Here is a 24,390-nt window from a genome sequence, read left to right as displayed (position 1 = left end):
CCCTGAACGTCCCGGCAGGCAAAGCTGATGCCCGGCCGCACACCCATCCTGGCCGGCGCGGGCATCGCCGCGCTCGCCGTCCTCGGCCTCGCCCTATACGGGAGCGGTCTCGTGCCCGGCAACACGGGCGGCGCCCTCCAGCCCTGCGCCGCCGCCAAGCCGGCGCTCGCCCGGGTCGATGCGGCGTCCAAGGGCGAGGTCGCCGCCATGCAGGCGCTGCCCCAGGCCCGGCCGGCGCCCGACATCCGGTTCAAGGGCCCGGACGGCGCCGAGACCGGCCTTGCCGACCTGAAGGGCCGGCTGCTCCTCGTGAACCTCTGGGCGACGTGGTGCGCCCCGTGCAAGGCCGAGATGCCGGCCCTCGACCATCTTCAGGCGCAGCTCGGCGGACCGGATTTCTCCGTGGTGGCGATCAACGTCGACACCCGCAATCTCGAGAAGCCGCCGGAATGGCTCAGGCAGGCGGGCATCCGCGACCTCGCCTTCTATGCCGATCCCGGGGGGCGCGTCCTGCCGGCGATCCAGCGCGACACTCAATCGCCCGGCCTGCCGACCACGATGCTGATCGACGCGCAGGGCTGCACCATCGGGGTGATGAAGGGGCCGGCCGCGTGGTCGAGCCCGGACGGGCTGGCGCTGATCCGCGCGGCCCTGGGGCGGACGTCGTAAGGGTTTCGGGCCCGGGGGCTTGTCCCAGCTCAGGATGCGCGGCAAGCCCCCGCCGATGACATCGCCCCAGCCTTCCGGCCGCGCGCTCCCGAAGCGGCGCCCGCGCCCACTCTCGGCGATCCGCATGATGCTCGCCAGCGAGGCGGCGGGCGGGCTGATCCTGATGGCGGCGGCGGCCCTGGCGCTGGTGGTCGCCAACGGGCCCTTCGCCGCGACCTACGCGCACGCGCTCCACGCCGCACTCGGCCCGATGAGCGTGCAGCACTGGATCAACGACGGGCTGATGGCCGGCTTCTTCCTGCTCGTCGGGCTGGAGATCAAGCGCGAGGCGCTCGACGGGCGCCTGCGCACTTGGCCCGACCGCGTCCTGCCGGGCTTCGCGGCGCTCGGCGGCATGGCGGTGCCGGCCGGGTTCTACGCGCTGGCCAATCTCGGTTCTCCGACCCTGCGGGGCTGGGCGATCCCGGCGGCGACCGACATCGCCTTCGCGCTGGGTGTCCTGGCGCTCCTCGGGTCCCGCGTGCCGGTGTCCCTGAAGATCTTCCTCAGCGCGGTCGCCATCGTGGACGATCTCGGCGCCGTGGTGGTGATCGCCCTGTTCTACAGCTCCGGGCTCGATGCCACGATGCTGAGCCTCGCCGCCCTCGTGCTCGCCGGCCTCTACGGCCTGAACCGGGCCGGCATCGCCCGGCTTCCGGCCTACGGACTCCTCGGCCTCGTGCTCTGGGTCCTCGTGCTGCGCTCCGGAATGCACGCCACGATCGCGGGCGTGCTGCTGGCGCTCACCATCCCCATCCGGGTCAGTCCGGGCAAGCCGGAGAACGCGCATTCGCCGCTCCATCGCCTGGAGCACGCGCTCGCGCCCTGGATCACCTACGGGGTGGTGCCGATCTTCGGCTTCGCCAATGCCGGCGTGGACCTCTCCGGCCTCACCCCCGAGGCCCTGCTCCAGCCGGTGACGCTCGGAATCGCGGCCGGGCTGTTCCTGGGCAAGCAGGCCGGGGTCTTCGCCAGCCTGCGGCTGGCCGTCGCGCTCGGGCTGGCCAAGCGCCCGGCCGGGGCCGGCTGGGGTCAGGTCTACGGCGTCGCGGTTCTGTGCGGCATCGGCTTCACCATGAGCCTGTTCATCGGCGGCCTCGCTTTCGCGGATCCGCAGCACGAGACCGCCGTGAAGCTCGGCGTGCTCGCGGGCTCGGCCCTGTCGGGGCTCGTCGGCGCGGCGATCCTGCTGCTGGCCAAGCCGCGCATCCCCGCGGCCTGAAGCGCCGCCCGTCCTGGCGCGCGGGGCGAAGCACTCCAGGGATGCATCACATCCAGAGGGCGCGCTGCCCCGGGGCGCTTCGCCGACGCTCGCGATGCCGGTGCCGGTCAGCTCTGGGGTCCGCTGCGGGCAAAAATGCGCTACCCCGCTTGCGCATGCGCTTCTATCTCGGCCTCGCCACCACCTTCCACGATCCCGCCCTCGCCCTGGTCGGGCCCGACGGCACCCTGCTCTTCGCCGAGGCCGCCGAGCGCATCCTCCAGTACAAGCGGGCGCCGAACTGCGAGCCGGACGCCCCGATCCGGATGGCGTCGCTGCTGAAGGACTACGTCCCGCCGGGCTCCGAGCTCGTCATCGCCTCGACCTGGGGCCCGCAATTCAGCGAGTTCCTGCGGGGCCAAGCCGGTGCCGGCGCCTTCGACCTGACGGCCCTCGCCGCCCACACCACGGCGCTCAACCGCTCCTTCGTGCCCGAGCAGGCCGAGCGGGTGTTCATCGCCGATCTCCACGGCGCGCAGGAGCGGGCCGGCCACGGCACCCTGCTGGCCCTTAACCAGGAAGCCCGGATCACCGGCGCGGCGCCGCGCGCGACGATCGCCGGGCCGCGGCGCTACCCGCATCATCTCTGCCACGCCGCCTACGGCCTCTGGGGGAGCCCGTTCGACGAGGCCACCGCCCTGGTGGTCGACGGCATGGGCGAGACCGGCGCGTCGGCGATCTACCGGTTGCAGGATGGCCGGATCACCGAGCTGCGCCGCCACCGCGGGCGCGGCTCGCTGGGGTTCCTGTACGGGCTGATCACCGACCTCGCCGGCTTCGACCAGGTGAAGGGCGAGGAGTGGAAGATCATGGGGCTCGCCCCCTACGGCCGCCCCGATCCGGACCTCGCCGCGCTGCTCGGCCGGCTCTGCACGGTCGAGGGCCACCGCCTGCGCTTCGCCGACGGGGAGACGATCCGGGATGTCGCCGCGCAGATCCGCGCGCGCCGCCCCGCGGATGCCCTGGAGAACGGCTGGGCCGACCTCGCCCGCTGCGGCCAGGATCTTTTTACGGCCTTGATGGACGCGCTGGTGGCCGAAGCCCACGCGCTGGCGCCGTCCGAGAATCTCGTGATCGCCGGCGGCTGCGGTCTGAACTCGTCCTATAATGGCCGGGTGCTCGGCCGGTCCGGGTTCGCGCGGCTGCACGTCCCCTCGGCCCCGGCCGACGACGGCAACGCGGTCGGCGCCGCCTGGCTCGCCTACGCGGAGGACCATCCGGGCTGGGCGGGTCCGCCGCCCGCCGCCCGCCCGCTCACGCCCTATCTCGGCTCGCGGGTCTCCACGGCCCCGATGGAGCGGCTCGCCGAGCAGGAACCCCGCGCCCGACGCGTCGGCCACGCGGAGGCCACACGCGCGGCGGCGCGGATCCTGGCCGCGGGCGGTCTCGTCGGCTGGGTGCAGGGCCGGGCCGAGTTCGGGCCCCGCGCGCTCGGCAACCGCTCGATCCTGGCCGACCCGCGGCCGGAGGGCGCCAAGGACGCGCTCAACGCCAAGGTGAAGTACCGGGAGGCGTTCCGGCCGTTCGCGCCGTCGATCCTGGCCGAGGCCGGGCCGGACTGGTTCGAGGATTACGCCGACAGCCCCTACATGGAGCGCACCCTGGTCTGGCGCGAGGCGGTGCGCGCCCGGGTGCCGGCCGTGGTCCACGCCGACGGCACCGGCCGGCTCCAGAGCGTCACGGCGGAACGCAACCCCGCCTACGCGGCGCTGATCGGCGCCTTCGCGGCGATCACGGGCGTGCCGATTCTGCTCAACACCAGCTTCAACGTCATGGGCAAACCGATCCTCCACGGCGCGGAGGACGCGATCCTGATGTTCTACACCTCCGGCCTCGACGCGCTCGTGGTCGAGGATTGGCTCGTGGTGAAATGAGACGTGTGTTCGGTCCCGCGCCGGTCTGCCTCCCCCGCGGAGGCTACGGTGTTCACACATCTCTGGCCGCAACGCCCTCTCCGCCCCCTTGTGGGGCGGAGTTGGAGGTGGGGGTGGTGCTGGATGAAGCGGTCCGGTGCCTTCTGCACCGCCCCCAACCCTGACCCCTCCCCGCAAGGGGGATGGGACATGCCCCCTTGTCGCAAGGCGGTGGTGCCCGACCGCGGTGTGTGAACCTGCAAGCCGGCAGAGGGGCGCAAACGGGGCGGAGACTTACTCGCAGACCTCGACGCGGCGATAGGTGAACTCGCCGTCCCCGAGCCACTCCTTGCGACGCTCGTAGTGGCAGATCGGACCGCGGCGCTCGCGCACCACGACGGTCTCGGGCTCCTCGACCAGGACGCGGCGGGGGCGGTACTCCGGCGGGGGCGGCGGGTTGGCGCCGTTGACGAGGGCGCTGCCGACCACGCCGCCGACGACGCCGGCCGCGAGGCCGCCGACGATGGCGCCGGTCTGGTCGCGGGCAACGGCCGGGGCGACGGCCCCGAGCACCAGGGTGGCGGCGAGGGCAGCGGCCCCGGCGCGGATCATCGTGAAGGAACCGTTCAAGGACACGCGAAACATCTCCCGTTCGTGTTGAGGATGATCCAACACCGGGAGGATTAAAAATCCGCGAAGCGGCGCAATTCGATTGCGTGCCGGATATGGCCTCCGCGCGTCCGGAAACCGCGAGCGGAGGCGCGCCGAGCCCGCCCCCGCCGGGCCGTCACTTCGCCTTGTCGGCGATGCCCTTCAGGCCGGCGTCGTAGACGCCGGCGATGGCCTCTTCGGCCTTCGCATCGGGGGCACCCTTGGCCTTGAACGTGCCCTTCCAGGTCACCTTGGAGCCGCTGCCGGCCTTTGCGACCATGATCGTCGAATAATAGTCGGTGACGGGCAGCGGACCTTCGAGGATCGTGTAGGTGTAGTCCATCTTCGTGTCGCTGCGGGACTCTTCCTCCTCGACGATCGTGCCGCCGCCCTTCAGGCTGAGCGTCCGGACGTCCTTGCCGCCCTTCTTGGACAGGGCGCATTTCTCGATCACCGGATGCCAATCGCCGATCCCGCAGAACCCGCCGATGGTCTTCCACACGGCCTCGGGTGAGGCGGCAACATCGACCGATTTGGTGACTTCGAGGGCCCAGGCCGGCCCGATCGCACCGACGCAGATTGCGGCGGTCGCCAACAGCACACGCTTCATCAGACGCTCCCTAGCGCTCGCCGCTCGATTCATGGCGCACGAGACAGGTGCAGACCGAGGGCGACACGCGCAGGTTGCAAGTTCGACTTTAGTCCAAGGCGAGACGGCGGCCGGCCGACAGGGGCCGTGCGGACGGCGTCGACCACTCGCTCAGAGGAGCCCGTCGAGAGACGTGACCACGTTCGTGGGCGCCAGGTCCGCGTACTCGTCCGGCAGCCCCCTGCGGTTGACCCAGGCGGTCCGGAAGCCGAAGGCGCCGGCGCCCGCCACATCCCACCGGTTCGAGGAGCAGAACAGCACGTCCCCCTCCCCGAGGGCGAGCCGGATCAGGGCGATCCGGTAGGCGTCGGGATGCGTCTTGAACACCTGAGCGTCGTCCACCGACAGGACCGCGTCGAGATGGTCGGCCAAGTCCGCCGAGGCCACCGCCCGGTCGACCATGGCGGCATTGCCGTTGGTGAGTACGGCGGTGCGGATCCCGCGCTTGCGCAGGGCCGCCAGCACGCCCGGGACTTCCGGGTAGGCATCCAGATCGCGGTAGGCGTCGAGCAGCCGCTCGCGCAAGCCGGGATCAACCTGCGGGTGAACGGCCAGCGCGTAATCGAGGGCCCGCACGGTGAGATCCCAGAAGGCGGCGTAGCGGCCCATCAGCGACAGGGTCCAGCTGTATTCCAGCTGCTTGTTGCGCCAGACCTCGGAGAGATGGACCGCGTCGGGCCCGACCGCCTCCGCGTAGCGCTGGACCGCGGCATTCACGTCGAACAGCGTGCCGTAGGCGTCGAACACCGCGGCCTTCACCCCCGCGAGCGGTTCCCGTGCGTCGGTCATGGCGTTCCTCACTGGATGCGTTCGCCCGATCTGGGGCCGGGATGTGCGGCGGCGAGCCCGGCCCGGTCCTCTCAGGCCCGGCGCAGGCGCAGGCCGAACAGGTGCAGCAGGCCCGCCAGCAGGCCTCCATAGACCGCCGCGCCCGCCATTCCGAGCACCGCGAGGACGACGAGTTCCCGCCCGTGCGGAAGGTCCGGCACCAGCGCCTGGGCGAGCCCCTGACCGTAGACCGCGACACCGGCGAGCCCCAGGCAGGCCAGCAGGACACCCGCGACGGTCAGGCCCAGGGTGCGCCCCGGCGCCGTCCAGTTCCGGCGCTTGGCCAGGACGAGCAGCAGCAGCAGGTTGACCCACTGGCTCACCGCGGTGGCGAGCGCCAGGCCGGTGACGCCGTAGGGTCCCGTGAGCCAGAGCTTGAGCGCGACGTTGACGCCGATCGCCGTGAGCGAGGCCCAGAGCGGGGTCTTGGTGTCCTGGCGGGCGTAGAAGCTCGCCACGGCGCTGCGCACCAGCACCACGGCCGGGAGCGCGAACCCGTAGGCCGCCAGCACCGCGGCGGCCCGGGCCGAATCCTCGGCGCTGAACGCCCCGCGCTGGAACAGGGCGGCCATGATCAGGCCCGGGATGGTCAGGAACGCCACGGTGAACGGCGCCGACAGGGCGAGCGAGAAGCCCGCCGCCCGGTTCTGCGCCGCGTGGGCGCCGGCGACGTCCCCGGCGGCGATCCGGCGGCTCATCTCGGGCAGCAGCACGGTCCCGGCTGCGATCGCGATGACGCCGAAGGGCAGCTGGTAGAGCCGGTCCGCGTAATAGAGCGCCGAGACCGCCCCGGTGGGCAGCCAGCTCGCGATGATCGTGTCGGCGAAGGCCGCGATCTGGAACCCCGCCGAGCCGATCACGGCCGGCCCGAGCACCGCGAAGAAGCGTTTCAGCGCCGGGTCGAGCCGCGGCACGGCGAGATCCGGCATCACCCGGACCCGGCGGCAGCCCCACCACAGCAGGCCGAACTGCAGCACGCCCGAGACAGCGACGCCCCAGGCGGCCGCGTAGGCGGCATTCGGGAACAGGAAGCTGAGCCCCAAGGCGGCCAGCATGGCGAGGTTGAGCAGGACCGGGGCGCCCGCCGCCACCGCGAAGTGCCGGTGGGCATTGAGGATGCCCGACAGCAGCGTCACCAGAGTCATGAACAGCAGGTACGGGAACGTGATGCGGGTCAGCGCCACCGCGAGCTGGAAGCGCTCGCCATCCTCGGCGAAGCCCGGCGCCAGCGCGTGCACGACCCAGGGCATCGCCGGCAGGGCGAGGTTGAGCAGCACCAGCTGCACGATCAGCATCAGGGTGAAGACCCGGTCGGCGAAGCGATGCGCGTCCCCCGGGGCGCCCGCCTCGGCGAGGCCGGCATAGGCCGGCACGAAGGCGGTGTTGAACGCGCCCTCGCCGAAGATCGCGCGGAAATGGTTCGGCAGCCGGAACGCCACCACGAAGGCGTCGGCCATCGGCCCCGCGCCCATCACGGCGGCCATCACCACGTCGCGGGCGAAGCCGGTGACGCGCGAGACCAGCGTCCAGCCGCCAACCGAGAGGATGGAGCGGATCATGGGCGCGGATGCCGTCGCAGGCCGCCGGAAGCCCCTGACGTCGCGCACGTGGAGCGACCGGCTTCGCGCATCCCCCTCCCCCCTCTGCGGGGGAGGGCGGCCCCCGAAAGGCGTCGGGAGAGGGGCAGCGCGACGGTGCAGAAGCAGGCGCTAGCCTTCATAAAGGTTGCGCCCTCTCCGGAAGCCGGGCTCCCCTCTTGCGGGACTTCGTCCCGGCCCGACCCCCGCAGAAGGGGGTAGGAAGCGCCGCGGAAACGTCGCGCTGGTCGATCGAAAGGAAATGGCCGGCCTCTTCTGCACCGGGTCATCCGGCGTCGGGCGCATCAAGAGCCGGTTTCAGCGGCCATCTCAAGGGTGCCGCGGACACAAAGCCCGCGGCCCCGGGAAAACGCCTCAGGCCGTCGCCTCGGCGTACATCTTCTCCACGTGCTCCCAGTTCACGAGGTTCTCGATGAACGCCTTGAGGTAGTCGGGCCGGCGGTTGCGGTAATCGATGTAGTAGGAGTGCTCCCACACATCGACGCCGAGGATCGGCTTCGCGCCGTGGACCAGCGGGTTCTCGCCGTTGGGAGTCTTCATGATGGCGAGCTTGCCGTCCTTGACGGCGAGCCAGGCCCAGCCGGAGCCGAACTGGCCGACGCCCGCCTGGATGAAATCCGCCTTGAACTTCTCGGCGCCGCCGAGATCCTCGTCGATCTTCTTGGCGAGCGCACCCGGGATCGCGCCGCCGCCGTTGGGCTTCATCCACTGCCAGAAGTGGATGTGGTTGTAGTGCTGGCCGGCATTGTTGAAGAGCGGCTGATTGGTGTTGTAGGCGGCCTTGACGATCTCTTCGACGCTCTTGCCCTGAAGATCCGTGCCCTCGAGCAGCTTGTTGCCCGTATCGACATAGGCCTTGTGGTGCTTGTCGTGGTGGAACTCGAGGGTCTCCTTGGACATGTACGGCCCAAGGGCGTCGTATGCGTAGGGCAGTTCCGGCAATGTGAAGGTCATCGCGTCTTCTCCGCTTGGCTGGGGACGGTCTCGCCCCCGGCGGGGCTCCCGAGTCGAGAGCCCGCTAGGTAAGTCGAGGGCCGCGAGACGGCAACGCCGTTCCGGCCCGATGGCGCGCGAAGTTCCGGGGATGACATCGGCGCGGCGGGACGGGGCGCGCTGCGGCCGGGCCCGGACAACCGGGATAGTCCGGTATCCCGGACAATTTCGCCGCTTAATTTTGCAATATGACGGCCAGGCCTTACTGTGCGCCATGCTTTGAGCGCCGGCGGTGAGCCGGCCCGTGCCAGAGAGTATCATGATCGCTGCGCTGTTCGCGCTCGCCGCCGCCATGATCATCGGGGGCTGCGCCGCCGTGATCCAGGGCTTCCCGTATGTGCGTCTGGAGAGCGGCCTCGCGATGGTGATCGCGGGCTCGGTGGCGGCATCCTCGGGTGCGGTCCTGCTCGGGCTGGGCGTGCTCGCCCTCGGCTTCCGGCGGGTCGAGCGGGCGATCGGGCGGGTTCCGGTGCCCGCGGGGCGTGCGACGCCCGGAGCCGCGCCAGCGGACGAGAGCCGGACCCGGCTGCCGCCAATCCTGCCCGCCGCCCCGGCCTTCATCGTGCCGTCGGTGGTCGAGCCGCCGTTCGATCCCGAGCGGCCACGTATCGAGCCGAGCCTGGAACTTCGGTCGGACGAGATCGCGTCACCGCCGATCGCCGCCGAGCCGCCGAAGGCCGCCGAGCCCGCGCCGGTCCCGCTGTTCCCGATCCCGCCTGTTACGCGCGATGAGCCGGCCATCGAGCCCAGGCCCGAGCCCAGGCCGGAGGCGCCGCAACCTGCGCGCGTGATCGCCCCAGAGGACGATCTGTTCGCCGCCCCCGAGGAACCCCCGGCGCCCCAGGACGAGCCGCCGCCCCTGCGTCCGAGCCTCGACACGATTCCGGAGCCGGAGCCGGAGCCAAAGACGGAGACGCGGATTGTCGTCGGGCGCTATGCCTCGGGCGGCAACACCTACGTGATGTTCGAGGACGGCTCGATCGAGGCGGAGACGCCGCGGGGACGCTTCACGTTCGCGTCGCTCGACGAGTTGAAGGCCTTCGTGGATGGCGGCGGCGAATCCGGGGCCCGGGGCGCCGCCTGACGGCCGCAGGCCGTTCAGACCAGCGGGTTGAGGCTGTCGTTGCGCGGCGGGATCGGCGCACGCATGGTCAGGGAGAAGCCGCCGGGCGCGTAGTCGGTCGTCACCTCGGCCTGGACCTGCGCGATCAGGACCCGCTGCAGCAGACGCGATCCGAAGCCCTGGCGGCTCGGCGGCTCGACCGGGGGCCCTCCGCTCTCGCGCCAGGAGAAGCGCAGCATTCCGGCCGGTCCGCCGGGCTCGAGCGACCATTCCACCGCGACTCGCCCGGTGCGATTGGAGAGCGCCCCGTATTTCGCGGCGTTGGTGGTGAGTTCGTGGATCGCCATCCCGATCGGCACCGCGATCTCGGACGGCAGATCGATCGCTGGCCCCTCCAGAGCGATGCGGCCCTCGACGCCTGCCTCCGAGTCGACCTCGGCGTAGGGTTTCAGCTCGTTGAGCAAAAGGTTTTCGAGCGAGGCCGTCTGCCACGTGGCCTCGGTGAGGACCGAATGGGTGTGGGCCAGGGATTTGATGCGCCCGACGAACGCCTCGTAGAAGCTCTCGATGCTGGACGCGGTCCGCGCGGTCGAGCCCACGATCGCCTGCACGGTGGCCAGCGTGTTCTTCACCCGATGGTGCAGCTCGCGGATCAGGAGGCTCTGCCGTTCCTCGGCGAGGCGCCGGTCGGTCACGTCCGCGACCACGCCGATCAGGCGGCGCGGCAGGCGGCCGGGCGCGTCGCGCTCGAACCGGCCGGCCATGTCGATCCGGCGCCATGCCCCGTCGGACTTGCGCCGGATGCGCCCGCTGATGTGCAGATCCCCGTCCTCCCGCAGCGCCTGCGAGATCGCCCGGCGGACCGCGGGGCGATCCTCCGGGTGGAGGATGTCGTTGAGGAACTCGTTCTTGCCGATCGTGCCATCCTCGGGCGCATGCCCGAAGATCTCGTACATGTGCTCGTTCTCCCAGATCGCCTGGTCCTCGAGCATGTGCCACTCGAAGATGCCGAGCTTGGCGATCGTCGTCGCCACGCGCAGGCGCTGGTCGCGGGACAGGATCTCGTCCCGCGCCTCGACCCGGGTCGTGATGTCCTGGATGACGCCGACCATGCTGACCGGCTCGCCATCGGGACCCGGTACGGCCTGGCCCCGCACCCGCAGGATCACCGTGCGCCCGGCGACCGTCGTCGGCGTGTCGAACTGGTAGGTCTCGCCGGCCTTGCCCGCCTCGGCGATGATCGCGCTCAGGCGTGCGAGTTCCGCCTGCGACAGGCCGGTCTTCAGTTCCTCCCACGACACGGACCGTCCCGGTGGACGGCCCAGGATCCGCGCGGCCCGGCGCGAGAGGGTCAGCAGCCCCGTCGCCCGGTCCCAGCGCCACTCGCCGAGACCCGCAGCCGCGAGGGCCTCGCGGTTCGCCTCGGAATGGGCTGCCGCGTCCACGTCGACCGGCTCGACCACGAGCGTCGTGCCGGTGCGCCGAACGCGGACGTCGAGGGCGCTGCCATCCGCGCGCCTCCAGAACTGGAGACCGTCCCGGAGGCCTCCGGGGCCCTCGTTGAGAAGTTCGGCGGTCGCCTGCCCGGCCAACGTGCCGGACGCCCAGCCAAGGAGATCGTGCAACGCCCGGTTGGCGGCTACGATCACAGTCTCATCCGGCGAAAGCACGATGAGGCCGATCGCGGCGTCGTCGAAGCCGGTGCGATACGGGTCGCCCGGCACCGGGCCCTGCCCCACCGTCTCGTTCACGCGGAAGAATCCTCGAACGCGCCGTGGCGCGGTCCCGTCGAAGCTAGGTCCCGTCCCGGCACGGCGCCGACCGCACCGGCCTTTCAGGATGGCGTCCGAGCGTGACTGTTGCAAGGCGCGCCCGCAAGGGCTGCGGCGACCTGCCCGCACGAACTCAGCGCGGGACTCGCGCGAATTCCAGATATGTCGGCCGCCGGCCCGCTTCCAGCGCCTTGGCCTCGTAGCGTGTCCCGGGCCAGCCCGGGAAGGGCTGGGTCCAATCCGTCGCGCTCCTGGCAGTCCACGTCAGGACCGGGCAGCGCGCGGCCCGCGCCAGGGTCCAGCCGGCATAGTCGTCGATGTCGCTGGCGAAGCGGAACAGCCCGCCATCCTTGAGGACGCGGCCGATCTCGGCCAGCGATGCGTCCGAGACGAAGCGGCGCTTGCGCTGGCGCCGCTTGGGCCAGGGATCGGGGTAGAGCAGGTAGACGCGCTCCAGGCTGGCATCGGGCAGCCGCGCCAGCAGGGCGGTGACATCCTCGTCGCGGATGCGGATGTTGCGCAGCCCCCGCTCCTCGACGGCGGCGAGCAGCTTCACCACGCCGTTGACGAACGGCTCGGCCCCGATGAAGCCGAAGCCGGGATGCGCCCCGGCCTGGGCCGCAAGGTGCTCACCGCCGCCGAAGCCGATCTCCAGCCAGACCGCGTCCGGCGGGCTCGACAGGGCCGGGAACAGCGTGCGCGGATCGAGCGGCGCGTCGTCCGGCGGCAGGACGACGCGCAGTCCAGGCAGCAGATCGGCGAGCCGGCGCTCCTGCTGGCCGCGCAGGCGCTTGCCCTTGCGCCGCCCGAAGAAGGCGCGCTCCGGCTCCTCGGCCGTGTCGGGCGAGCGTCCAGGGATGTCTGACATGGGCACGGTGTTACGTCGAAGGGCTCTCAGATCCGGAAGCGAGCGTCTCCGCCGCGCGGCGACCTCGGCACGTGCCGTCGTTCCGGGGCGCCACAGGCGAGCCCGGAACCCGGATCCACCGGCGGCACGAAGTCTTGGCGTGTCGGCGCGTCCGGATCCCGGGCTCCGCTGCGCGGCCCCGGGATGACGGGGTGGCGGTCCGCGATGTTCGCGCGGCTCGGAGACGAGACGCCCAGCCTACGATGCCTCTGCGTCACGCCCGCCGCGCGCCGGCGATCCGTCGTCCGAAGGCCCGGACCTGCCCGCGCAGGTCCGGGATGACGCCGCGGTGGCGCTCCGTCAGGCGAGAGCCGACTTCAGCTTGTCGGCAAGGTCGGTCCGCTCCCAGGAGAAGCCGCCATCGGCCTCCGGCGCGCGGCCGAAATGACCGTAGGCTGCGGTGCGGGCGTAGATCGGCTTGTTGAGGCCGAGCGCCGTGCGGATGCCGCGGGGCGACAGGTCCAGGGCGTCCATCAGCACGCCTTCGAGCTTGGCCTCGTCCACGTTCCCGGTGCCGTGCAGGTCCACGTAGATCGAGAGCGGCTTCGACACGCCGATCGCGTAGGCGAGCTGGATCGTGGCGCGGCGGGCGAGGCCGGCGGCCACGACGTTCTTGGCGAGGTAGCGCGCCGCATAGGCCGCCGAGCGGTCGACCTTGGTCGGATCCTTGCCCGAGAAGGCGCCGCCGCCGTGGGGGGCCGCGCCGCCGTAGGTGTCCACGATGATCTTGCGGCCGGTGAGGCCGGCATCGCCGTCCGGGCCGCCGATCACGAACTTGCCGGTCGGGTTCACGTGCCAGGCGGTGCCCTCGTTGACCCAGCCCTCCGGCAGGGCCTTGCGGATGTAGGGCTCGACGATGGCGCGCACGTCGGCCGAGTCCAGGGACTCGTCGAGATGCTGGGTCGAGAGCACGATCTGCGTCACCTCGACCGGGCGGCCGTTCTCGTAGCGGACCGTAACCTGGCTCTTGGCGTCGGGGCCGAGCTTGGCGGCATCGCCCTGCTTGGCCCGGCGGGCATCGGCGAGGTCCTTGAGGATGCGGTGGGCGTAGAAGATCGGCGCCGGCATCAGCTCGGGGGTCTCGTCGGCCGCGTAGCCGAACATGATGCCCTGGTCGCCCGCGCCCTCGTCCTTGTTGCCCGCGGCATCCACGCCCTGGGCGATGTCGGCCGACTGGGCGTGCAGGTGGATGGCGACGTCGTTGTTCTTCCAGTGGAAGCCCGACTGCTCGTAGCCAATGTCCCGCACGGCCTCGCGGGTCAGGGCCTCGAGATCCTTGAACGTCACCGAATCGGGGCCGCGCACTTCACCCGCAATGACGATGCGGTTGGTGGTGGCGAGCGTCTCGACGCCGAGCCGCGCCTCGGGCATGGCCGTGAGGTAGGCATCGACCACAGTGTCCGAGATCCTGTCGCAGACCTTGTCCGGATGCCCCTCGGAGACGGACTCGCTGGTGAACAGGTAGTTGGAACGCGGCATCGGACGGCCTCAGCTCGAGAGGTACGCCGTCGCGATTGCGGCGTTTGACCCTTCATGGGAACGGGGTTCTCGCACCCGCCCCGTGCACGGTCAAGATGAAGGACCGGACGGATCCGCTAAAACGGACGATACGGATTAAAAACCGTCCGCCTGCCGATCGATCGGGCGCGGAGATCAGCCGCCGAGCTTGCTTTCCAGCGTCCGGATGGCATCGGCGACGTCGCGCCGTGCTTCTTCGGAGAAGTTCTCGGTGATGTGCCGGCCCACAACCTCGGCCAAACGCTTCAGTCCACCTTCGGAGAGGGCGGACTGGTCCGGCTCGGCGAATCCCGGCGCGATGAAGTCGTCGGTCCGCGGCATACCCTTGAAGAAGTAATCCATCGGGACGCCGGTCATCCGGGAAAAGATATCGAGGTGGACGGCACTGATTCGGTTGGTGCCCTTCTCGTACTTCTGGAGCTGAGCAGCAGACATACCGAAGCTCTGCGCGACGCGACGTTGCGTGAGAGACGCCTTGCGTCGCTGCTCGGCGATGCGTTGCCCGACATAGACGTCGCGCTGATCGGTTTTCTGACCCGCCATGAAGAGCTCGTCCACCCCCTGCCCTGATTCCCGGCAGCAAAGCTTAGCGCGGCGCCAGGATCTTGTCACCGGGACGCGGGCCACACGGTGAACGATTTGCTGCGCCGCGAAAGGCCGCGGCACGCAGGCGGGCGAAATCTTGGTGTCCCCGGCAGGGCTCGAACCTGCGACCCCAGGTTTCATACCACTTCGGCTTTCGCCGCCGCGGCCCGGGGGTCGCGTTCGTGGCCTGGACTATCCCTTCACCATGGGACGGGCCTGTGCCCGACCGTTAGGTGCCGCCCGTCTAGTCTCTACACCTTCCCGAAGGACGCAGGCGCGCCGCGCGGGCTTGGCTCGGGATCGGCAGGGCTCCGAACGCCGCAGCGCCGGTGCCTGAAGCTTTCCCCGACTTTGAGCGGATCCGCCGCGCGGTTTCCCGGCGCGACGCCCAATTCGACCTGTCTTAGGAAACCTGTGCTCTGTCCAGCTGAGCTACGGAGACGACCGCGGTTTCCATAGCACCCTCCCCGCTCGAGGCCAACCGCGCCCGGTGGACAGCGCGCGGTCCCGGGGCATGATGGGCCCGGGGGTTCGATGATCGGCACGGTGAGGCCAGAGGAGCGGCGGGACCGGGCGGCGCTGGCGGCGGCGCGCGCGATGGCGGCGCTCGTGATGGGGCTTGCCGCGCCGGCCTGGGCCGCCGGCCGGACGGAGGCTTCGGCATGTCTGGCAGGGCCGGCGCGGCCGGAGGTCCTGGACGGGGTCGGTCCGCGCGGGGAGATCCGCTTGGCATCCGGCGCCCGCGTGATCCTCGATTCCCTGCGCTGGCCGGAGCCGTCGGACCTGGCCGGGGAGGCGCAGGCCTGGCTCGGCGCGCGTCGGGGCGCCCGTCTCACCGTCATGCCGCGCGGCGACCCCGACCGCTGGGGCCGGGAGCGGGCCGACATCCAGGTCGGGGATGGCGACGACGACCTCGCCGGCAGCCTCATCGCCGCGGGCCTCGCCTTCGCGGACGCGAACGAGGCCGATGCGCTCTGCCGTCCGACGCTGCGCCGGCTCGAAGCCGCCGCGCGGGCGCGCAGGCTCGGGCTGTGGCGCGGGCCCATCCTGTCGGCGAATGACGGCGCGGCGCTCCGAATCGTGTCGGGGCACTTCGCCGTCGTCGAAGGCCGCGTGCGCCATGTCGGCGAGCGCGGCGCACGGACGTATCTCGATTTCGGCGCCCGCGGCGCGGACGCGCTGACCGTCACGGTATCGAAACGCACTTGGCGAATGGTGCGCGCCCGTGGTTTGAGTGCGGCCTCGCTCGAGGGCCGGTCCGTGCGGGTGCGCGGCGTTCTGGAGGTTTGGCGCGGTCCGGTTCTGGAGGCCGCGGCCGACGCCATCGAGGTCTTGGACGAGGCGGACCGGCCGGAGGCCGGGCCGGAGGGGGAGCGGGGGCTGCGGCGCTGATCGCGATGGGCGGGATCACGGAGCGATTTCGGTGGGCGGAGCGTGTCCCGCTCGGCGCGGCGGCACTCTGTGCCCTGGCCATGCTGCTCGGCGCCTGCGTGGCCGACCAGTCGGAGGCGACCGTGCGGCCCGCCGTCGTGCGGGTGCCCGCGGAGGCGCCGCGCACCACCGGCCGCGAGCGCGTCGCGGATGCCGACCACCTCAAGCTCGTGGCCTCGTTCGGCGGCGAGGCGCGCGCCCCGAACGTGACGCGGATGCTCACCGAGGTGACCGATCGCCTCGTGAAGGCGAGCGACCGTCCCGACCAGGCCTACGCGGTGACGCTCCTCGATTCGCCGGTGGTCAACGCCTTCGCGCTGCCGAACGGGCGGCTCTACGCGACCCGCGGGCTGGTGGCGCTGGCGAGCGACACCTCCGAGGTGGCGGCCGTGCTGGCGCACGAGATGGCCCACGTGACGCTCAGCCACGCCACGGCCCGGAGCGAGCTGGAGCTGCGCTCGGCCCTCGTCAGCCGGGTCGTGGCGGACGTGCTCAACGATCCCGATACCGGCGCCCAGCTGCAGCACCAGTCGCGCTTCGCGCTGGCCCGGTTCTCCCGCGAGCAGGAGCTCGAGGCGGACGCCACCGGCGTGCGCACCCTCGCCAAGGCCGGCTATGACCCGTTCGCGGCCGGCCGGTTCCTCACCGCGCTCAACCGCTCGACCGGCCTGAAGGCGGGCAGCGCGACCGAGCCCGACATGCTGGCGACCCATCCGGGGACGGCCGAGCGCATCACCCAGGTCACCCGGGCGGCCCGGCGCATCGGCGCGCCGGGCATCGGCACCGACGACCGCGCGAGCTACCTCGCCGCCGTCGACGGGCTCGCCTATGGCGACAATCCGCGCGACGGCGCCGTGCGCGGCCACCGCTTCATCCATCCCGGCCTCGGCATCGCCTTCGAGGTGCCGGAGGGCTTCACCCTGGAGAACACGCGCTCGGCCGTGCTCGGCACGATCCCGGACGGCAGCCGCCGCCTGCTGTTCGACCAGATCGACGCCAAGGAGGGGCAGCCCCTTGACGCGGTGCTGAAGGCGAGCTGGAACGACGCCTTCGACCCGCCCGGCTTCGAGACCCGGGAGGTCAGCGGCCACCCGGCGGCCTTCGCGCTGTCGCGGGGGAAGGACTGGACCTTCCGTCTCGCGGCGATCCGGATCGGCGAGTCGACCTACCGGATGATCATGGCCGCGAAGGGCGCGACCGATCCCGATCCGGCCTTCCGCCGCTGGATCGCGACCCTGGTCGCCGTGTCGCCCGACCAGGTGGTCCTGCGTCCGCTGCGGCTGCAGGTGGTGCAGGCGGATTCGACCAGCGCCGAGGACCTCGCCCGGCGCATGGCCGTGCCGGACCGGGCGCTCGACCGGTTCCTCGTGCTCAACGGCCTGGAGCGGGGGGCGCAGCTGACCCCGGGCCGCAGCTACAAGATCGTGGCGGAATAGCCGCCTTGCGTGGCGGCGGCTTGTGCCGAGCGCAGCCCCGGCGATCCTGCCGGCGTCGTTCAGGGAGAGCGCCGTGATTCGATTCTTCTACAATCTCAGCCCCAACCCCATGAAGGTGGCCCTCTGCCTCGAGGAGATGGGCCTGCCCTACGAAACGGTCCCGGTGGACACCCGCCAGGGCGCGCAGTTCGATCCCGCCTACACGGCGATCAACCCGAACGGGAAGGTGCCGGCGATCGTCGACGGCGACGTGACGGTGTTCGATTCGAACGCCATCCTGCTCTACCTTGCGGGCAAGACCGGGCGGTTCCTGCCCGAGGGCGAGCCCGTGCGCGGCGAGATGCTGTCCTGGCTGATGTTCGTGGCCACCGGCATCGGGCCGTTCTCCGGCCAGTGCGTCCATTTCCGCCACTTCGCGCAGGACGGCGGCGCCTACGCCACCGAGCGCTACGCCTTCGAGGCGCGCCGCCACTGGGGCATCCTCGACCAGAGGCTCGCCGGCCGCACCTACGTGCTCGGCGACAGCTACACGATCGTCGACATGGCGGTCTGGGGCTGGGCCCGGATGGTGCCGTTCGTGCTCGGCGAGACCGCCTTCGCGGACCTGCCGAACGTGAAGCGTCTCCTCGACGCGATCAATGCGCGGCCCGCCGCCCAGGCCGCCGAGGCGCTGAAGAGCCGCCACACCTTCAAGGCGGAGATGGACGCGGAAGCCCGGAGCATCATGTTCCCGGCCACGCGGAGCGCCGCCTGAGCCAGCGCCACCCGGATCCGGCTGGCTCCCGGCCTCACGGTGCGCGAGCGGTCACCGTGAGCATCGGCAGGGCGACGGAGAGCGTGCCGGGCGGCATCCGCTCCGTGCCGAGCGTCAGGCAGGCGGCGAGGCCGAGACAGAGGGCGAGACCGAGAAGCGAGGTCTCGAAGCCGCGGTAGACCCAATCCATGGCGGTCCCCTTTTACGAGGGACCGCCAGGATGCGCCGTTCGGGTTAACGGAACGGTGCGCCCCCTCACCAACCGGAGGCGACGAGTGCGGCGCCCGCCGCGATCAGCGCGACGCCCGCCCAGGCCGCGAGGCTCAGGGTCTCGCCAAGCAGGCTCGCTCCGAGGAGTGCCACCAGCACGACGCTGAGCTTGTCGAGCGGCGCGACCCGGGCGGCGTCGCCGAGCGACAACGCCCGGAAGTAGCACAGCCAGGACGCCCCGGTGGCGAGTCCCGACAGGACCAGGAAGACGAAGCTGCGGCCCGAGATCTGCGCGACGCCGCCGGCCTGGCCGGTACCGACGACGATCGCCCCGGCGAAGATCAGGATCACGACGGTGCGGACCAGGGTCGCGACATCCGACTGCACACCCGAGATCCCGACCTTGGCAAGGATCGCGGTGAGTGCCGCGAAACCGGCGGCAGCGAGCGCCCAGAAGCGCCAGGATTGCAGCAGATGGCTCACCGGGATCCCGTGTCGGTTCTCAGGGCTGCGCTCGGTCGCATCATCGTCCTCGCGAGCGGAGCGAAGCATTCCAGGGTAGCGCCACGCTCAACGAAGTCGCGCTGCCCTGGGTCGCCCCGCGGCGCGCGCGATGTCTGAGCGGTCTGGCGCGCCTCCCCTGGAGCCTGCGTCACGCAGAAGAGCCGCCGCGCTCACAGCGCTACGGCCCCCTTAATTGACTCCTTTCCGGGCCGTAAATGTTTCCCGTGAAACATTCGCCATTCACAGGAGCTTGTCGGGCGTAATCGGCAGATGGCGTACGCGCCTTCCGGTCGCGTGGAAGACCGCGTTGGTGATCGCGGCCGCGACGCCGACGATGCCAATCTCGCCAAGGCCCTTCACGCCCAGCGGGTTCGCCTTGTCCTCCTCGTCCACGAAGATGACGTCGATGTCGTAGATGTCGGCGTTCACCGGCACGTGGTACTCGCCGAGATTGTGGTTCATGAACCGGCCGAACCGGTGATCGAGCATCGACTCCTCCTCCAGGGCCGAGCCGATCCCCATCACCACCCCGCCCAGGATCTGGCTCCGCGCGGTCTTCGGGTTCAGGATCTTGCCGGCCGCGATCGCCGAGACGACGCGCGTGACCCGGACCTGCCCCAGCTCCTCGTCGACCTTCACCTCCACGAAGATCGCCGAGTGGGTGTAGGCCTCGTACTTCTTGTTGAAGTCCTGGTCGGGCCCGGCCTGCTCGACGGCCTCGACCTTGTCGACGCACGCCGCCTGCAGCACCTCGACCAGCGCGACGCCGCGGCCCGGATCGCCCGCCACCGCGATGCGCCCGTCCGAGAACACGGCGCGGTCGAAATCGACATTGGCGAGCGGCGAGTTCTCGAGCCCGCGGGCGAGCTTGAAAACCTGTTCGCCAACGTTGCGGCAGGCCTTCATCACGGCGGTGCCCGAGGAGGCGGCGGTCCAGGAGCCGCCCGCGACCGGAGCCTCGGGCAGGCGGGTGTCGCCGAGCTTGGTGGTGACCGCATCCATCGACAGGCCGAGGGTGTCGGCGGCGATCTGCGTCAGGATCGTGTAGGTGCCGGTGCCGATATCGCCGGTGGAATTGCCGACTGTCAGGCGGCCGTCCGGCGTCAGGGTCGCGATGGCGCTCGATTGCATCATCATCGATTCCCAGATGCCGGTGGCCACGCCCCAGCCGACCAGCTCCCGCCCCTCACGGGTGGAACGCGGCTCGGGATTGCGCTTGGCCCAGCCGAAGCGCTCGGCACCGAGCTCGAAGCAGCGCCGCAGCTCCTTCGAGCCGAACGGCTTGCCCTCGGCAGTGGCATCGGATTCGGCGTAGTTCTTCAGCCGCAGGGCGATCGGGTCGAGCCCGGTCGCGTAGGCGAGCTCGTCCATGGCGGTCTCGATGGCGAAGACGCCGGTGACCGCGCCGGGGGCGCGCATGTCACCGGGCGTCGGCGTGTCGAGCTTCACCAGCCGGTAGCCGAGCGCGACGTTGTCGCACCGGTACAGGACACCGGACCAGTTGACGACGACCTCTTGGTAATCCTCGTAGTGCGAGGTCCCCTGGACGGCGTCGTGCCGCAACGCCGTCAGCCTGCCGTCCGGCTCGGCGCCGAGCGCGATCGTCTGCAGCGCCTCAGACCGGTAGGTGAAGCTCCACATCTGGTCGCGGGCCAGGGTCACCCGCACCGAGCGTTTCAGCTCCTGCGCGGCCAGCATCGCCAGGAACAGCTGGTATTGCGGGCGCAGGCCCGAGCCGAAGCCGCCGCCGAGATAGGGGTTGAGCACACGGACCTGATCGGGCTTCAGGCCGAACACGTTGATCAGATACTGATGGCTGTTCGAGACGCCCTGGATCTTGTCGTAGACCGTGTAGGTCCCGTCCTCCTCCACGACCACGGTCGAGGCGTGCGGCTCCATCGGGTTATGGTGCTCATCGGCGAGGCTGTATTCGCCCTGGACGCGGATTGCCGCGCTGCCGAAGGCCGTGTCGGCGTCGCCCCAGGGCTGCGGCGGCGGCTTGATGCCCTCGCGCTTGTCGGGCGGGTCGTAGGCCGTGCCGCGCAGGGCTCCCAGATCGGTCCCGGGTTCCTGGGTCTCGTAGCTGACCCGGACCAGGGAGGCGGCATAGCGCGCGGTCTCGAAATCCTCGGCCACCACGAGGGCGACCGGCTGGCCGCTGAACACGATCAGGTCGTCGTAGAGGGCGCGGAACGGCGAGCCGGGGGGCGCCACCGCGTCCTGAAAATTCTTGTCCCGCCACGCGGTGCGCGGCCGGTTCTCGTGGGTGATGACCTTGAGGACGCCCGGCACCGCCTCGGCCTCGGCGGAATCGATGGCCGTGATCCGGCCCTTGGCGATCGCACTCGACACGACGTAGCCGTAGGCAAGATCGGGGGCGGCGAACTCGCCCGCGTATTTGGCGAGCCCGGTCACCTTGGCGGGGCCGTCGATCCGGCTGCGCGGGGTGCCGACGAAGGTATCGCGGCCGGTGGAGCTGAAGGTCTGGGGGCTTGAGGTGTGGGACATGGCGGGACCTACTGGATGCGCTTGTCGCTGAGCGACTGGGGCGTGCCGGCAGCGGCCTGTTCGAGGCCGCGCACGATGGCCCGCCGGGCGAGATCGATCTTGAAGCCGTTGGTCGCCTGCGGCTTCGCCTCCGCGACGATGAGGTCGGCCGCCGCCTGGAAGGTTTCGCGGGTGGCGGGCTTGCCCTCGAGCAGGGCCTCGGCCTCGCGGTTGCGCCAAGGCTTGTGGGCGACGCCGCCGAGCGCGAGACGGGCGGTCTTCACCGTGTCGCCGTCGAGCTCCAGGGCCGCCGCCACCGAGACCAGCGCGAAGGCGTAGGACAGCCGGTCGCGCAGCTTCAGGTAGGTGAAGTGCTGCGGGAAGCGGCTCTCCGGCAGATCCACCGCCACGATGATCTCGCCGGGAACCAGGTTGGTGTCCTGCTCCGGCGTGTCGCCGGGCAGGCGGTGGAACTCCGAGAACGGGATCGACCGGTCGCCCTGCGGCCCGCTCACCTGCACTTTCGCCTCCAGGGCGGCGAGCGCGATGCACATGTCGGAGGGGTGGGTGGCGATGCAGTGCGCGCTCGTTCCGAAGATCGCGTGGATGCGGGTCATCCCGCCGATCGCCGAGCACCCGGAGCCGGGCTCGCGCTTGTTGCAGGGCGTGGCCACGTCGTAGAAATAGTAGCAGCGGGTTCGCTGGAGCAGATTGCCGCCGGTCGAGGCGGCGTTGCGCAGCTGCGCCGAGGCGCCGGCCAGGATCGCGTTGCGCAGCAGCGGGTAGCGCTCCGTGACGCGGTCGTCGTAGGCGACCTTGGCGTTGGTGGCGAGCGCCCCGATCCGCAGGCCGTTCCCGTGATCCTCGATCTGGTCGAGGGGCAGGCGGGTGATGTCGATCAGCCGGCCCGGCTTCTCGACCTCGTACTTCATCAGATCGATCAGGTTGGTGCCGCCGGCGATGAAGCGGGCGCCTGCGCCGAAAGCCTGCACCGCCTCCGCGACCGTACCTGCGCGGACGTAATCGAAGCGGTTCATCGGGCGCCTCCCTGCATGACATCCTCGATGGCGTCGACGATGTTGGTGTAGGCGCCGCAGCGGCAGATGTTGCCGCTCATCGCCTCCCGGATCTCGTCGCGGGTATGGGCATGGCCCTCGTTCATCAAGCCGACCGACGAGCAGAGCTGGCCCGGCGTGCAGTAGCCGCACTGGAAGGCGTCGTGCTCGATGAACGCCTCCTGGATCGGGTGGAGGGCGTTGCTGCCCGCCCGGTCGCCGAGGCCGGCGAGGCCCTCGACCGTGGTGATCTCGGCACCGTCCTTCATCACCGCGAGCGTCAGGCAGGAATTCACCCGGGTGCCGTTCACCAGCACCGTGCAGGCGCCGCACTGGCCGTGGTCGCAGCCTTTCTTGGTACCGGTGAGGTCGAGGCGCTCGCGCAGCAGGTCGAGAAGCGTGGTCCATGGGGCGACCTGGAGCTCGCGCCGCTGCCCGTTGATCGTGAGCGTGATGCCGATGGGCGTGTTCGCCGCCACCGGCGGCTGGGTTTCGAGGGGCATGGTGTCGTCCACGGTCTGGGCCGGCCGGGGCCGGGCGAGGAGCAGAGGAAGCGGCGACGGGGGCGGCGCGCGGAGGCCGGCCGGCCATTCGGTCGATAACAATTCCAATCTGTCCCTGTTCCGCTTGAACCCCGTCACGGCCGCCCGGCGGACCCGGCATCGCAGATCGGACATTGCGGCGGCCGCTCCGCCTCGGCTAACCCTGGTCCTGCGAAAAAACCCCGGAGCCCCCCGATGGCCGCGCTCGACGCGATCCTCAACGACATCGACACGGATCTGGAGAACGCCCTGGAGCGGCTGTTCGCCTTCCTGCGGATCCCGTCGATCTCCACCGATCCGGCCTATGCCGGCCATTGCCGCGAGGCGGCCGCCTGGCTCGCCCAGGACCTGACCGCGCTGGGCTTCGAGACCTCCGTGGAGGAGACCTCGCTCCATCCGGTCGTGCTGGCCCACAAGCCGAAACCCGGCGCGCCGCACGTGCTGTTCTACGGCCATTACGACGTGCAGCCGGTCGATCCCCTCGACCTGTGGAAGACGCCGCCCTTCGAGCCGCACATCGCCGATGACGGCCAGGGCGGCAAGAGGATCGTCGGGCGCGGCGCCTCCGACGACAAGGGCCAGGTGATGACCTTCGTGGAGGCCTGCCGGGCCTTCATCGCCATGCACGGCGAACTGCCCTGCGGCGTGACGATCCTGATCGAGGGCGCGGAGGAGAGCGGCTCGCAAGGGCTTCCCGAATGGGTCGCGGCCAATCGCGAGAAACTCGGCTGCGACGTGGTGCTGGTCTGCGACACCGGCATGTGGGACCGGAAGACCCCGGCGATCACGTCGTCGCTGCGCGGGCTCGCCTATTTCGAGGTGAAGGTCACCTGCGCCGACCGCGACCTGCATTCCGGCTTCTTCGGCGGCGCGGCGCGCAACCCGATCCACGTGCTCGCCAAGATCATCGCCGACCTGCACGATGCCGACGGGCGGGTGACGATCCCGGGCTTCTATGAGGGCGTGCACGAACGCCCGCCGGAGGTGCTGGAGCAGTGGCGCGGCCTCGGCCTGACGCCCGAAACCCTGCTCGGCCCGATCGGCCTCAAGGAGCCCGCCGGCGAACGCGGGCGGATGCCGATCGAGCTGGTGCAATCGCGCCCGTCCTGCGACGCCAACGGCATCATCGGCGGCTATACCGGCGAGGGCACCAAGACGGTGATCGCCTCCACCGCCTCGGCCAAAGTCTCGTTCCGCCTCGTGGACGACCAGGATCCGAAGCGGCTGGCCGAGAGTTTTGAGGCCTTCGTGCGCGAGCGTGTGCCTTCGGACTGCAAGGTCGAGGTCATCACCTACAAGGGCTCGCGGGCGATCAGCCTGCCCTTCGACATGCCGCAGCTCGGGGCTGCCAAGGCGGCGCTGCAGGACGAGTGGGGCGTGCCGGCGGTGACCGTCGGCGCCGGCGGCTCGATCCCGATCGTCGGCGACTTCAAGCGGATCCTGGGGCGCGACACCCTGCTGATCGGCTTCGGGCTCGACGACGACCGGATCCACTCGCCGAACGAGAAGTACGACCTGACGAGCTTCCACAAGGGCACGCGCTCCTGGGCGCGGATCCTCGCGGCCCTCGGCCGGGGCTGATCGC

Annotated in this window: 22 protein-coding genes; 8 read left to right on the top strand and 14 right to left on the bottom strand. The window is 70.8% G+C overall.

Annotation, left to right across the window (positions count from 1 at the left end; translation table 11 throughout):
• The first annotated feature begins 27 nt into the window (after positions 1–27).
• The 3 genes from tlpA to JOE48_RS17865 all read left to right on the top strand — a co-directional run bounded on the left by tlpA (position 28) and on the right by JOE48_RS17865 (position 3,843).
• On the top strand, positions 28–669 hold the full coding sequence (tlpA, locus tag JOE48_RS17875; RefSeq protein ID WP_210031810.1) for a thiol:disulfide interchange protein TlpA: 642 nt from the start codon (positions 28–30) through the stop codon (positions 667–669).
• A gap of 55 nt (positions 670–724) precedes the next feature.
• Positions 725–1,930, top strand: coding sequence for a Na+/H+ antiporter NhaA (gene nhaA, locus JOE48_RS17870; RefSeq protein WP_210031809.1), 1,206 nt, complete (start codon positions 725–727; stop codon positions 1,928–1,930).
• Positions 1,931–2,085: 155 nt separating this feature from the next.
• Complete coding sequence (locus tag JOE48_RS17865; protein ID WP_210031807.1) at positions 2,086–3,843, top strand: carbamoyltransferase C-terminal domain-containing protein; 1,758 nt, start codon at positions 2,086–2,088, stop codon at positions 3,841–3,843.
• Between the two features lie 273 nt (positions 3,844–4,116).
• On the opposite strand, the gene JOE48_RS17860 is transcribed toward JOE48_RS17865, so the two are convergent.
• The 5 genes from JOE48_RS17860 to JOE48_RS17840 all read right to left on the bottom strand — a co-directional run bounded on the left by JOE48_RS17860 (position 4,117) and on the right by JOE48_RS17840 (position 8,502).
• A complete protein-coding gene (locus JOE48_RS17860) occupies positions 4,117–4,467 on the bottom strand; it encodes a hypothetical protein (protein WP_210031805.1) in 351 nt (116 codons plus the stop codon).
• 142 nt (positions 4,468–4,609) lie between these two features.
• Positions 4,610–5,083: an SRPBCC family protein gene (locus tag JOE48_RS17855; RefSeq protein WP_210031803.1), complete on the bottom strand. Its 474-nt coding sequence runs from the start codon at positions 5,081–5,083 to the stop codon at positions 4,610–4,612.
• Between the two features lie 150 nt (positions 5,084–5,233).
• Positions 5,234–5,911: a haloacid dehalogenase type II gene (locus tag JOE48_RS17850; protein WP_210031801.1), complete on the bottom strand. Its 678-nt coding sequence runs from the start codon at positions 5,909–5,911 to the stop codon at positions 5,234–5,236.
• Between the two features lie 71 nt (positions 5,912–5,982).
• Entirely contained in the window at positions 5,983–7,509 is a 1,527-nt protein-coding gene (gene murJ, locus JOE48_RS17845) for a murein biosynthesis integral membrane protein MurJ (RefSeq protein WP_210031800.1), read from the bottom strand.
• Between the two features lie 393 nt (positions 7,510–7,902).
• Positions 7,903–8,502: a superoxide dismutase gene (locus JOE48_RS17840; RefSeq protein WP_091718287.1), complete on the bottom strand. Its 600-nt coding sequence runs from the start codon at positions 8,500–8,502 to the stop codon at positions 7,903–7,905.
• Between the two features lie 298 nt (positions 8,503–8,800).
• Here JOE48_RS17840 and JOE48_RS17835 point away from each other — a divergent pair, with 298 nt between their 5' ends.
• Positions 8,801–9,625, top strand: coding sequence for a hypothetical protein (locus JOE48_RS17835; protein WP_210031799.1), 825 nt, complete (start codon positions 8,801–8,803; stop codon positions 9,623–9,625).
• A 14-nt stretch (positions 9,626–9,639) separates the two neighbouring features.
• On the opposite strand, the gene JOE48_RS17830 is transcribed toward JOE48_RS17835, so the two are convergent.
• The 4 genes from JOE48_RS17830 to JOE48_RS17815 form a co-directional block, all read right to left on the bottom strand.
• The gene (locus JOE48_RS17830) at positions 9,640–11,355 is read right to left on the bottom strand and encodes an HWE histidine kinase domain-containing protein (RefSeq protein WP_210031798.1); all 1,716 of its coding nucleotides are present in this window, start codon (positions 11,353–11,355) and stop codon (positions 9,640–9,642) included.
• A 154-nt stretch (positions 11,356–11,509) separates the two neighbouring features.
• Positions 11,510–12,244 (bottom strand): tRNA (guanine(46)-N(7))-methyltransferase TrmB, encoded by a 735-nt coding sequence (locus JOE48_RS17825; RefSeq protein ID WP_210031797.1) that lies wholly within the window; start codon positions 12,242–12,244, stop codon positions 11,510–11,512.
• A 339-nt stretch (positions 12,245–12,583) separates the two neighbouring features.
• Positions 12,584–13,762, bottom strand: a complete 1,179-nt coding sequence (metK, locus tag JOE48_RS17820; RefSeq protein ID WP_210031796.1) for a methionine adenosyltransferase — start codon at positions 13,760–13,762, stop codon at positions 12,584–12,586.
• Between the two features lie 174 nt (positions 13,763–13,936).
• The gene (locus JOE48_RS17815) at positions 13,937–14,344 is read right to left on the bottom strand and encodes a helix-turn-helix domain-containing protein (RefSeq protein WP_210035872.1); all 408 of its coding nucleotides are present in this window, start codon (positions 14,342–14,344) and stop codon (positions 13,937–13,939) included.
• Positions 14,345–14,920: 576 nt separating this feature from the next.
• Here JOE48_RS17815 and JOE48_RS17810 point away from each other — a divergent pair.
• From JOE48_RS17810 to JOE48_RS17800, 3 genes are all read left to right on the top strand, one after another.
• Positions 14,921–15,778 carry a thermonuclease family protein gene (locus tag JOE48_RS17810; RefSeq protein WP_409518591.1) on the top strand — a complete coding sequence of 286 codons (858 nt, stop codon included), beginning with the start codon at positions 14,921–14,923 and terminating at the stop codon, positions 15,776–15,778.
• Between the two features lie 5 nt (positions 15,779–15,783).
• A complete protein-coding gene (locus JOE48_RS17805; protein ID WP_210031795.1) occupies positions 15,784–17,253 on the top strand; it encodes a M48 family metalloprotease in 1,470 nt (489 codons plus the stop codon).
• A gap of 73 nt (positions 17,254–17,326) precedes the next feature.
• Positions 17,327–18,007, top strand: coding sequence for a glutathione S-transferase family protein (locus JOE48_RS17800; RefSeq protein WP_210031794.1), 681 nt, complete (start codon positions 17,327–17,329; stop codon positions 18,005–18,007).
• Positions 18,008–18,041: 34 nt separating this feature from the next.
• Here JOE48_RS17800 and JOE48_RS17795 read toward each other — a convergent pair whose 3' ends face one another.
• The 5 genes from JOE48_RS17795 to JOE48_RS17775 form a co-directional block, all read right to left on the bottom strand.
• A complete protein-coding gene (locus JOE48_RS17795) occupies positions 18,042–18,197 on the bottom strand; it encodes a hypothetical protein (protein ID WP_210031793.1) in 156 nt (51 codons plus the stop codon).
• Between the two features lie 65 nt (positions 18,198–18,262).
• Positions 18,263–18,700 (bottom strand): EamA family transporter, encoded by a 438-nt coding sequence (locus JOE48_RS17790; protein WP_210031792.1) that lies wholly within the window; start codon positions 18,698–18,700, stop codon positions 18,263–18,265.
• 261 nt (positions 18,701–18,961) lie between these two features.
• Complete coding sequence (locus tag JOE48_RS17785; protein ID WP_210031790.1) at positions 18,962–21,229, bottom strand: xanthine dehydrogenase family protein molybdopterin-binding subunit; 2,268 nt, start codon at positions 21,227–21,229, stop codon at positions 18,962–18,964.
• A gap of 8 nt (positions 21,230–21,237) precedes the next feature.
• Entirely contained in the window at positions 21,238–22,245 is a 1,008-nt protein-coding gene (locus JOE48_RS17780; protein ID WP_210031788.1) for a xanthine dehydrogenase family protein subunit M, read from the bottom strand.
• The gene (locus JOE48_RS17775) at positions 22,242–22,766 is read right to left on the bottom strand and encodes a (2Fe-2S)-binding protein (RefSeq protein WP_210031786.1); all 525 of its coding nucleotides are present in this window, start codon (positions 22,764–22,766) and stop codon (positions 22,242–22,244) included. Before JOE48_RS17775 ends, JOE48_RS17780 begins: the two co-directional genes overlap by 4 nt.
• 234 nt (positions 22,767–23,000) lie before the next feature.
• Here JOE48_RS17775 and JOE48_RS17770 point away from each other — a divergent pair, with 234 nt between their 5' ends.
• A complete protein-coding gene (locus tag JOE48_RS17770) occupies positions 23,001–24,386 on the top strand; it encodes a M20/M25/M40 family metallo-hydrolase (RefSeq protein ID WP_210031784.1) in 1,386 nt (461 codons plus the stop codon).
• Positions 24,387–24,390: the final 4 nt, after the last annotated feature.

It is taken from the genome of Methylobacterium sp. PvR107 (assembly GCF_017833295.1).
GTDB lineage: Bacteria > Pseudomonadota > Alphaproteobacteria > Rhizobiales > Beijerinckiaceae > Methylobacterium.
The sequence above is the reverse complement of the archived record's forward strand: the minus strand, read 5'-3'. Positions and strand labels throughout refer to the sequence as shown.

Bases quoted from the DNA above. Each gene is read 5' to 3' on its own strand.
- JOE48_RS17865 (WP_210031807.1), top strand. From the start codon at position 2,086: ATGCGCTTCTATCTCGGCCTCGCCACCACCTTCCACGATCCCGCCCTC.
- JOE48_RS17825 (WP_210031797.1), bottom strand. From the start codon at position 12,244: ATGTCAGACATCCCTGGACGCTCGCCCGACACGGCCGAGGAGCCGGAG.
- JOE48_RS17855 (WP_210031803.1), bottom strand. From the start codon at position 5,083: ATGAAGCGTGTGCTGTTGGCGACCGCCGCAATCTGCGTCGGTGCGATC.
- nhaA (WP_210031809.1), top strand. From the start codon at position 725: ATGACATCGCCCCAGCCTTCCGGCCGCGCGCTCCCGAAGCGGCGCCCG.
- JOE48_RS17840 (WP_091718287.1), bottom strand. From the start codon at position 8,502: ATGACCTTCACATTGCCGGAACTGCCCTACGCATACGACGCCCTTGGG.
- JOE48_RS17785 (WP_210031790.1), bottom strand. From the start codon at position 21,229: ATGTCCCACACCTCAAGCCCCCAGACCTTCAGCTCCACCGGCCGCGAT.
- murJ (WP_210031800.1), bottom strand. From the start codon at position 7,509: ATGATCCGCTCCATCCTCTCGGTTGGCGGCTGGACGCTGGTCTCGCGC.
- tlpA (WP_210031810.1), top strand. From the start codon at position 28: ATGCCCGGCCGCACACCCATCCTGGCCGGCGCGGGCATCGCCGCGCTC.
- JOE48_RS17835 (WP_210031799.1), top strand. From the start codon at position 8,801: ATGATCGCTGCGCTGTTCGCGCTCGCCGCCGCCATGATCATCGGGGGC.
- JOE48_RS17770 (WP_210031784.1), top strand. From the start codon at position 23,001: ATGGCCGCGCTCGACGCGATCCTCAACGACATCGACACGGATCTGGAG.
- JOE48_RS17810 (WP_409518591.1), top strand. From the start codon at position 14,921: ATGATCGGCACGGTGAGGCCAGAGGAGCGGCGGGACCGGGCGGCGCTG.
- metK (WP_210031796.1), bottom strand. From the start codon at position 13,762: ATGCCGCGTTCCAACTACCTGTTCACCAGCGAGTCCGTCTCCGAGGGG.
- JOE48_RS17860 (WP_210031805.1), bottom strand. From the start codon at position 4,467: ATGTTTCGCGTGTCCTTGAACGGTTCCTTCACGATGATCCGCGCCGGG.
- JOE48_RS17850 (WP_210031801.1), bottom strand. From the start codon at position 5,911: ATGACCGACGCACGGGAACCGCTCGCGGGGGTGAAGGCCGCGGTGTTC.
- JOE48_RS17815 (WP_210035872.1), bottom strand. From the start codon at position 14,344: ATGGCGGGTCAGAAAACCGATCAGCGCGACGTCTATGTCGGGCAACGC.
- JOE48_RS17795 (WP_210031793.1), bottom strand. From the start codon at position 18,197: ATGGATTGGGTCTACCGCGGCTTCGAGACCTCGCTTCTCGGTCTCGCC.
- JOE48_RS17805 (WP_210031795.1), top strand. From the start codon at position 15,784: ATGGGCGGGATCACGGAGCGATTTCGGTGGGCGGAGCGTGTCCCGCTC.
- JOE48_RS17775 (WP_210031786.1), bottom strand. From the start codon at position 22,766: ATGCCCCTCGAAACCCAGCCGCCGGTGGCGGCGAACACGCCCATCGGC.
- JOE48_RS17780 (WP_210031788.1), bottom strand. From the start codon at position 22,245: ATGAACCGCTTCGATTACGTCCGCGCAGGTACGGTCGCGGAGGCGGTG.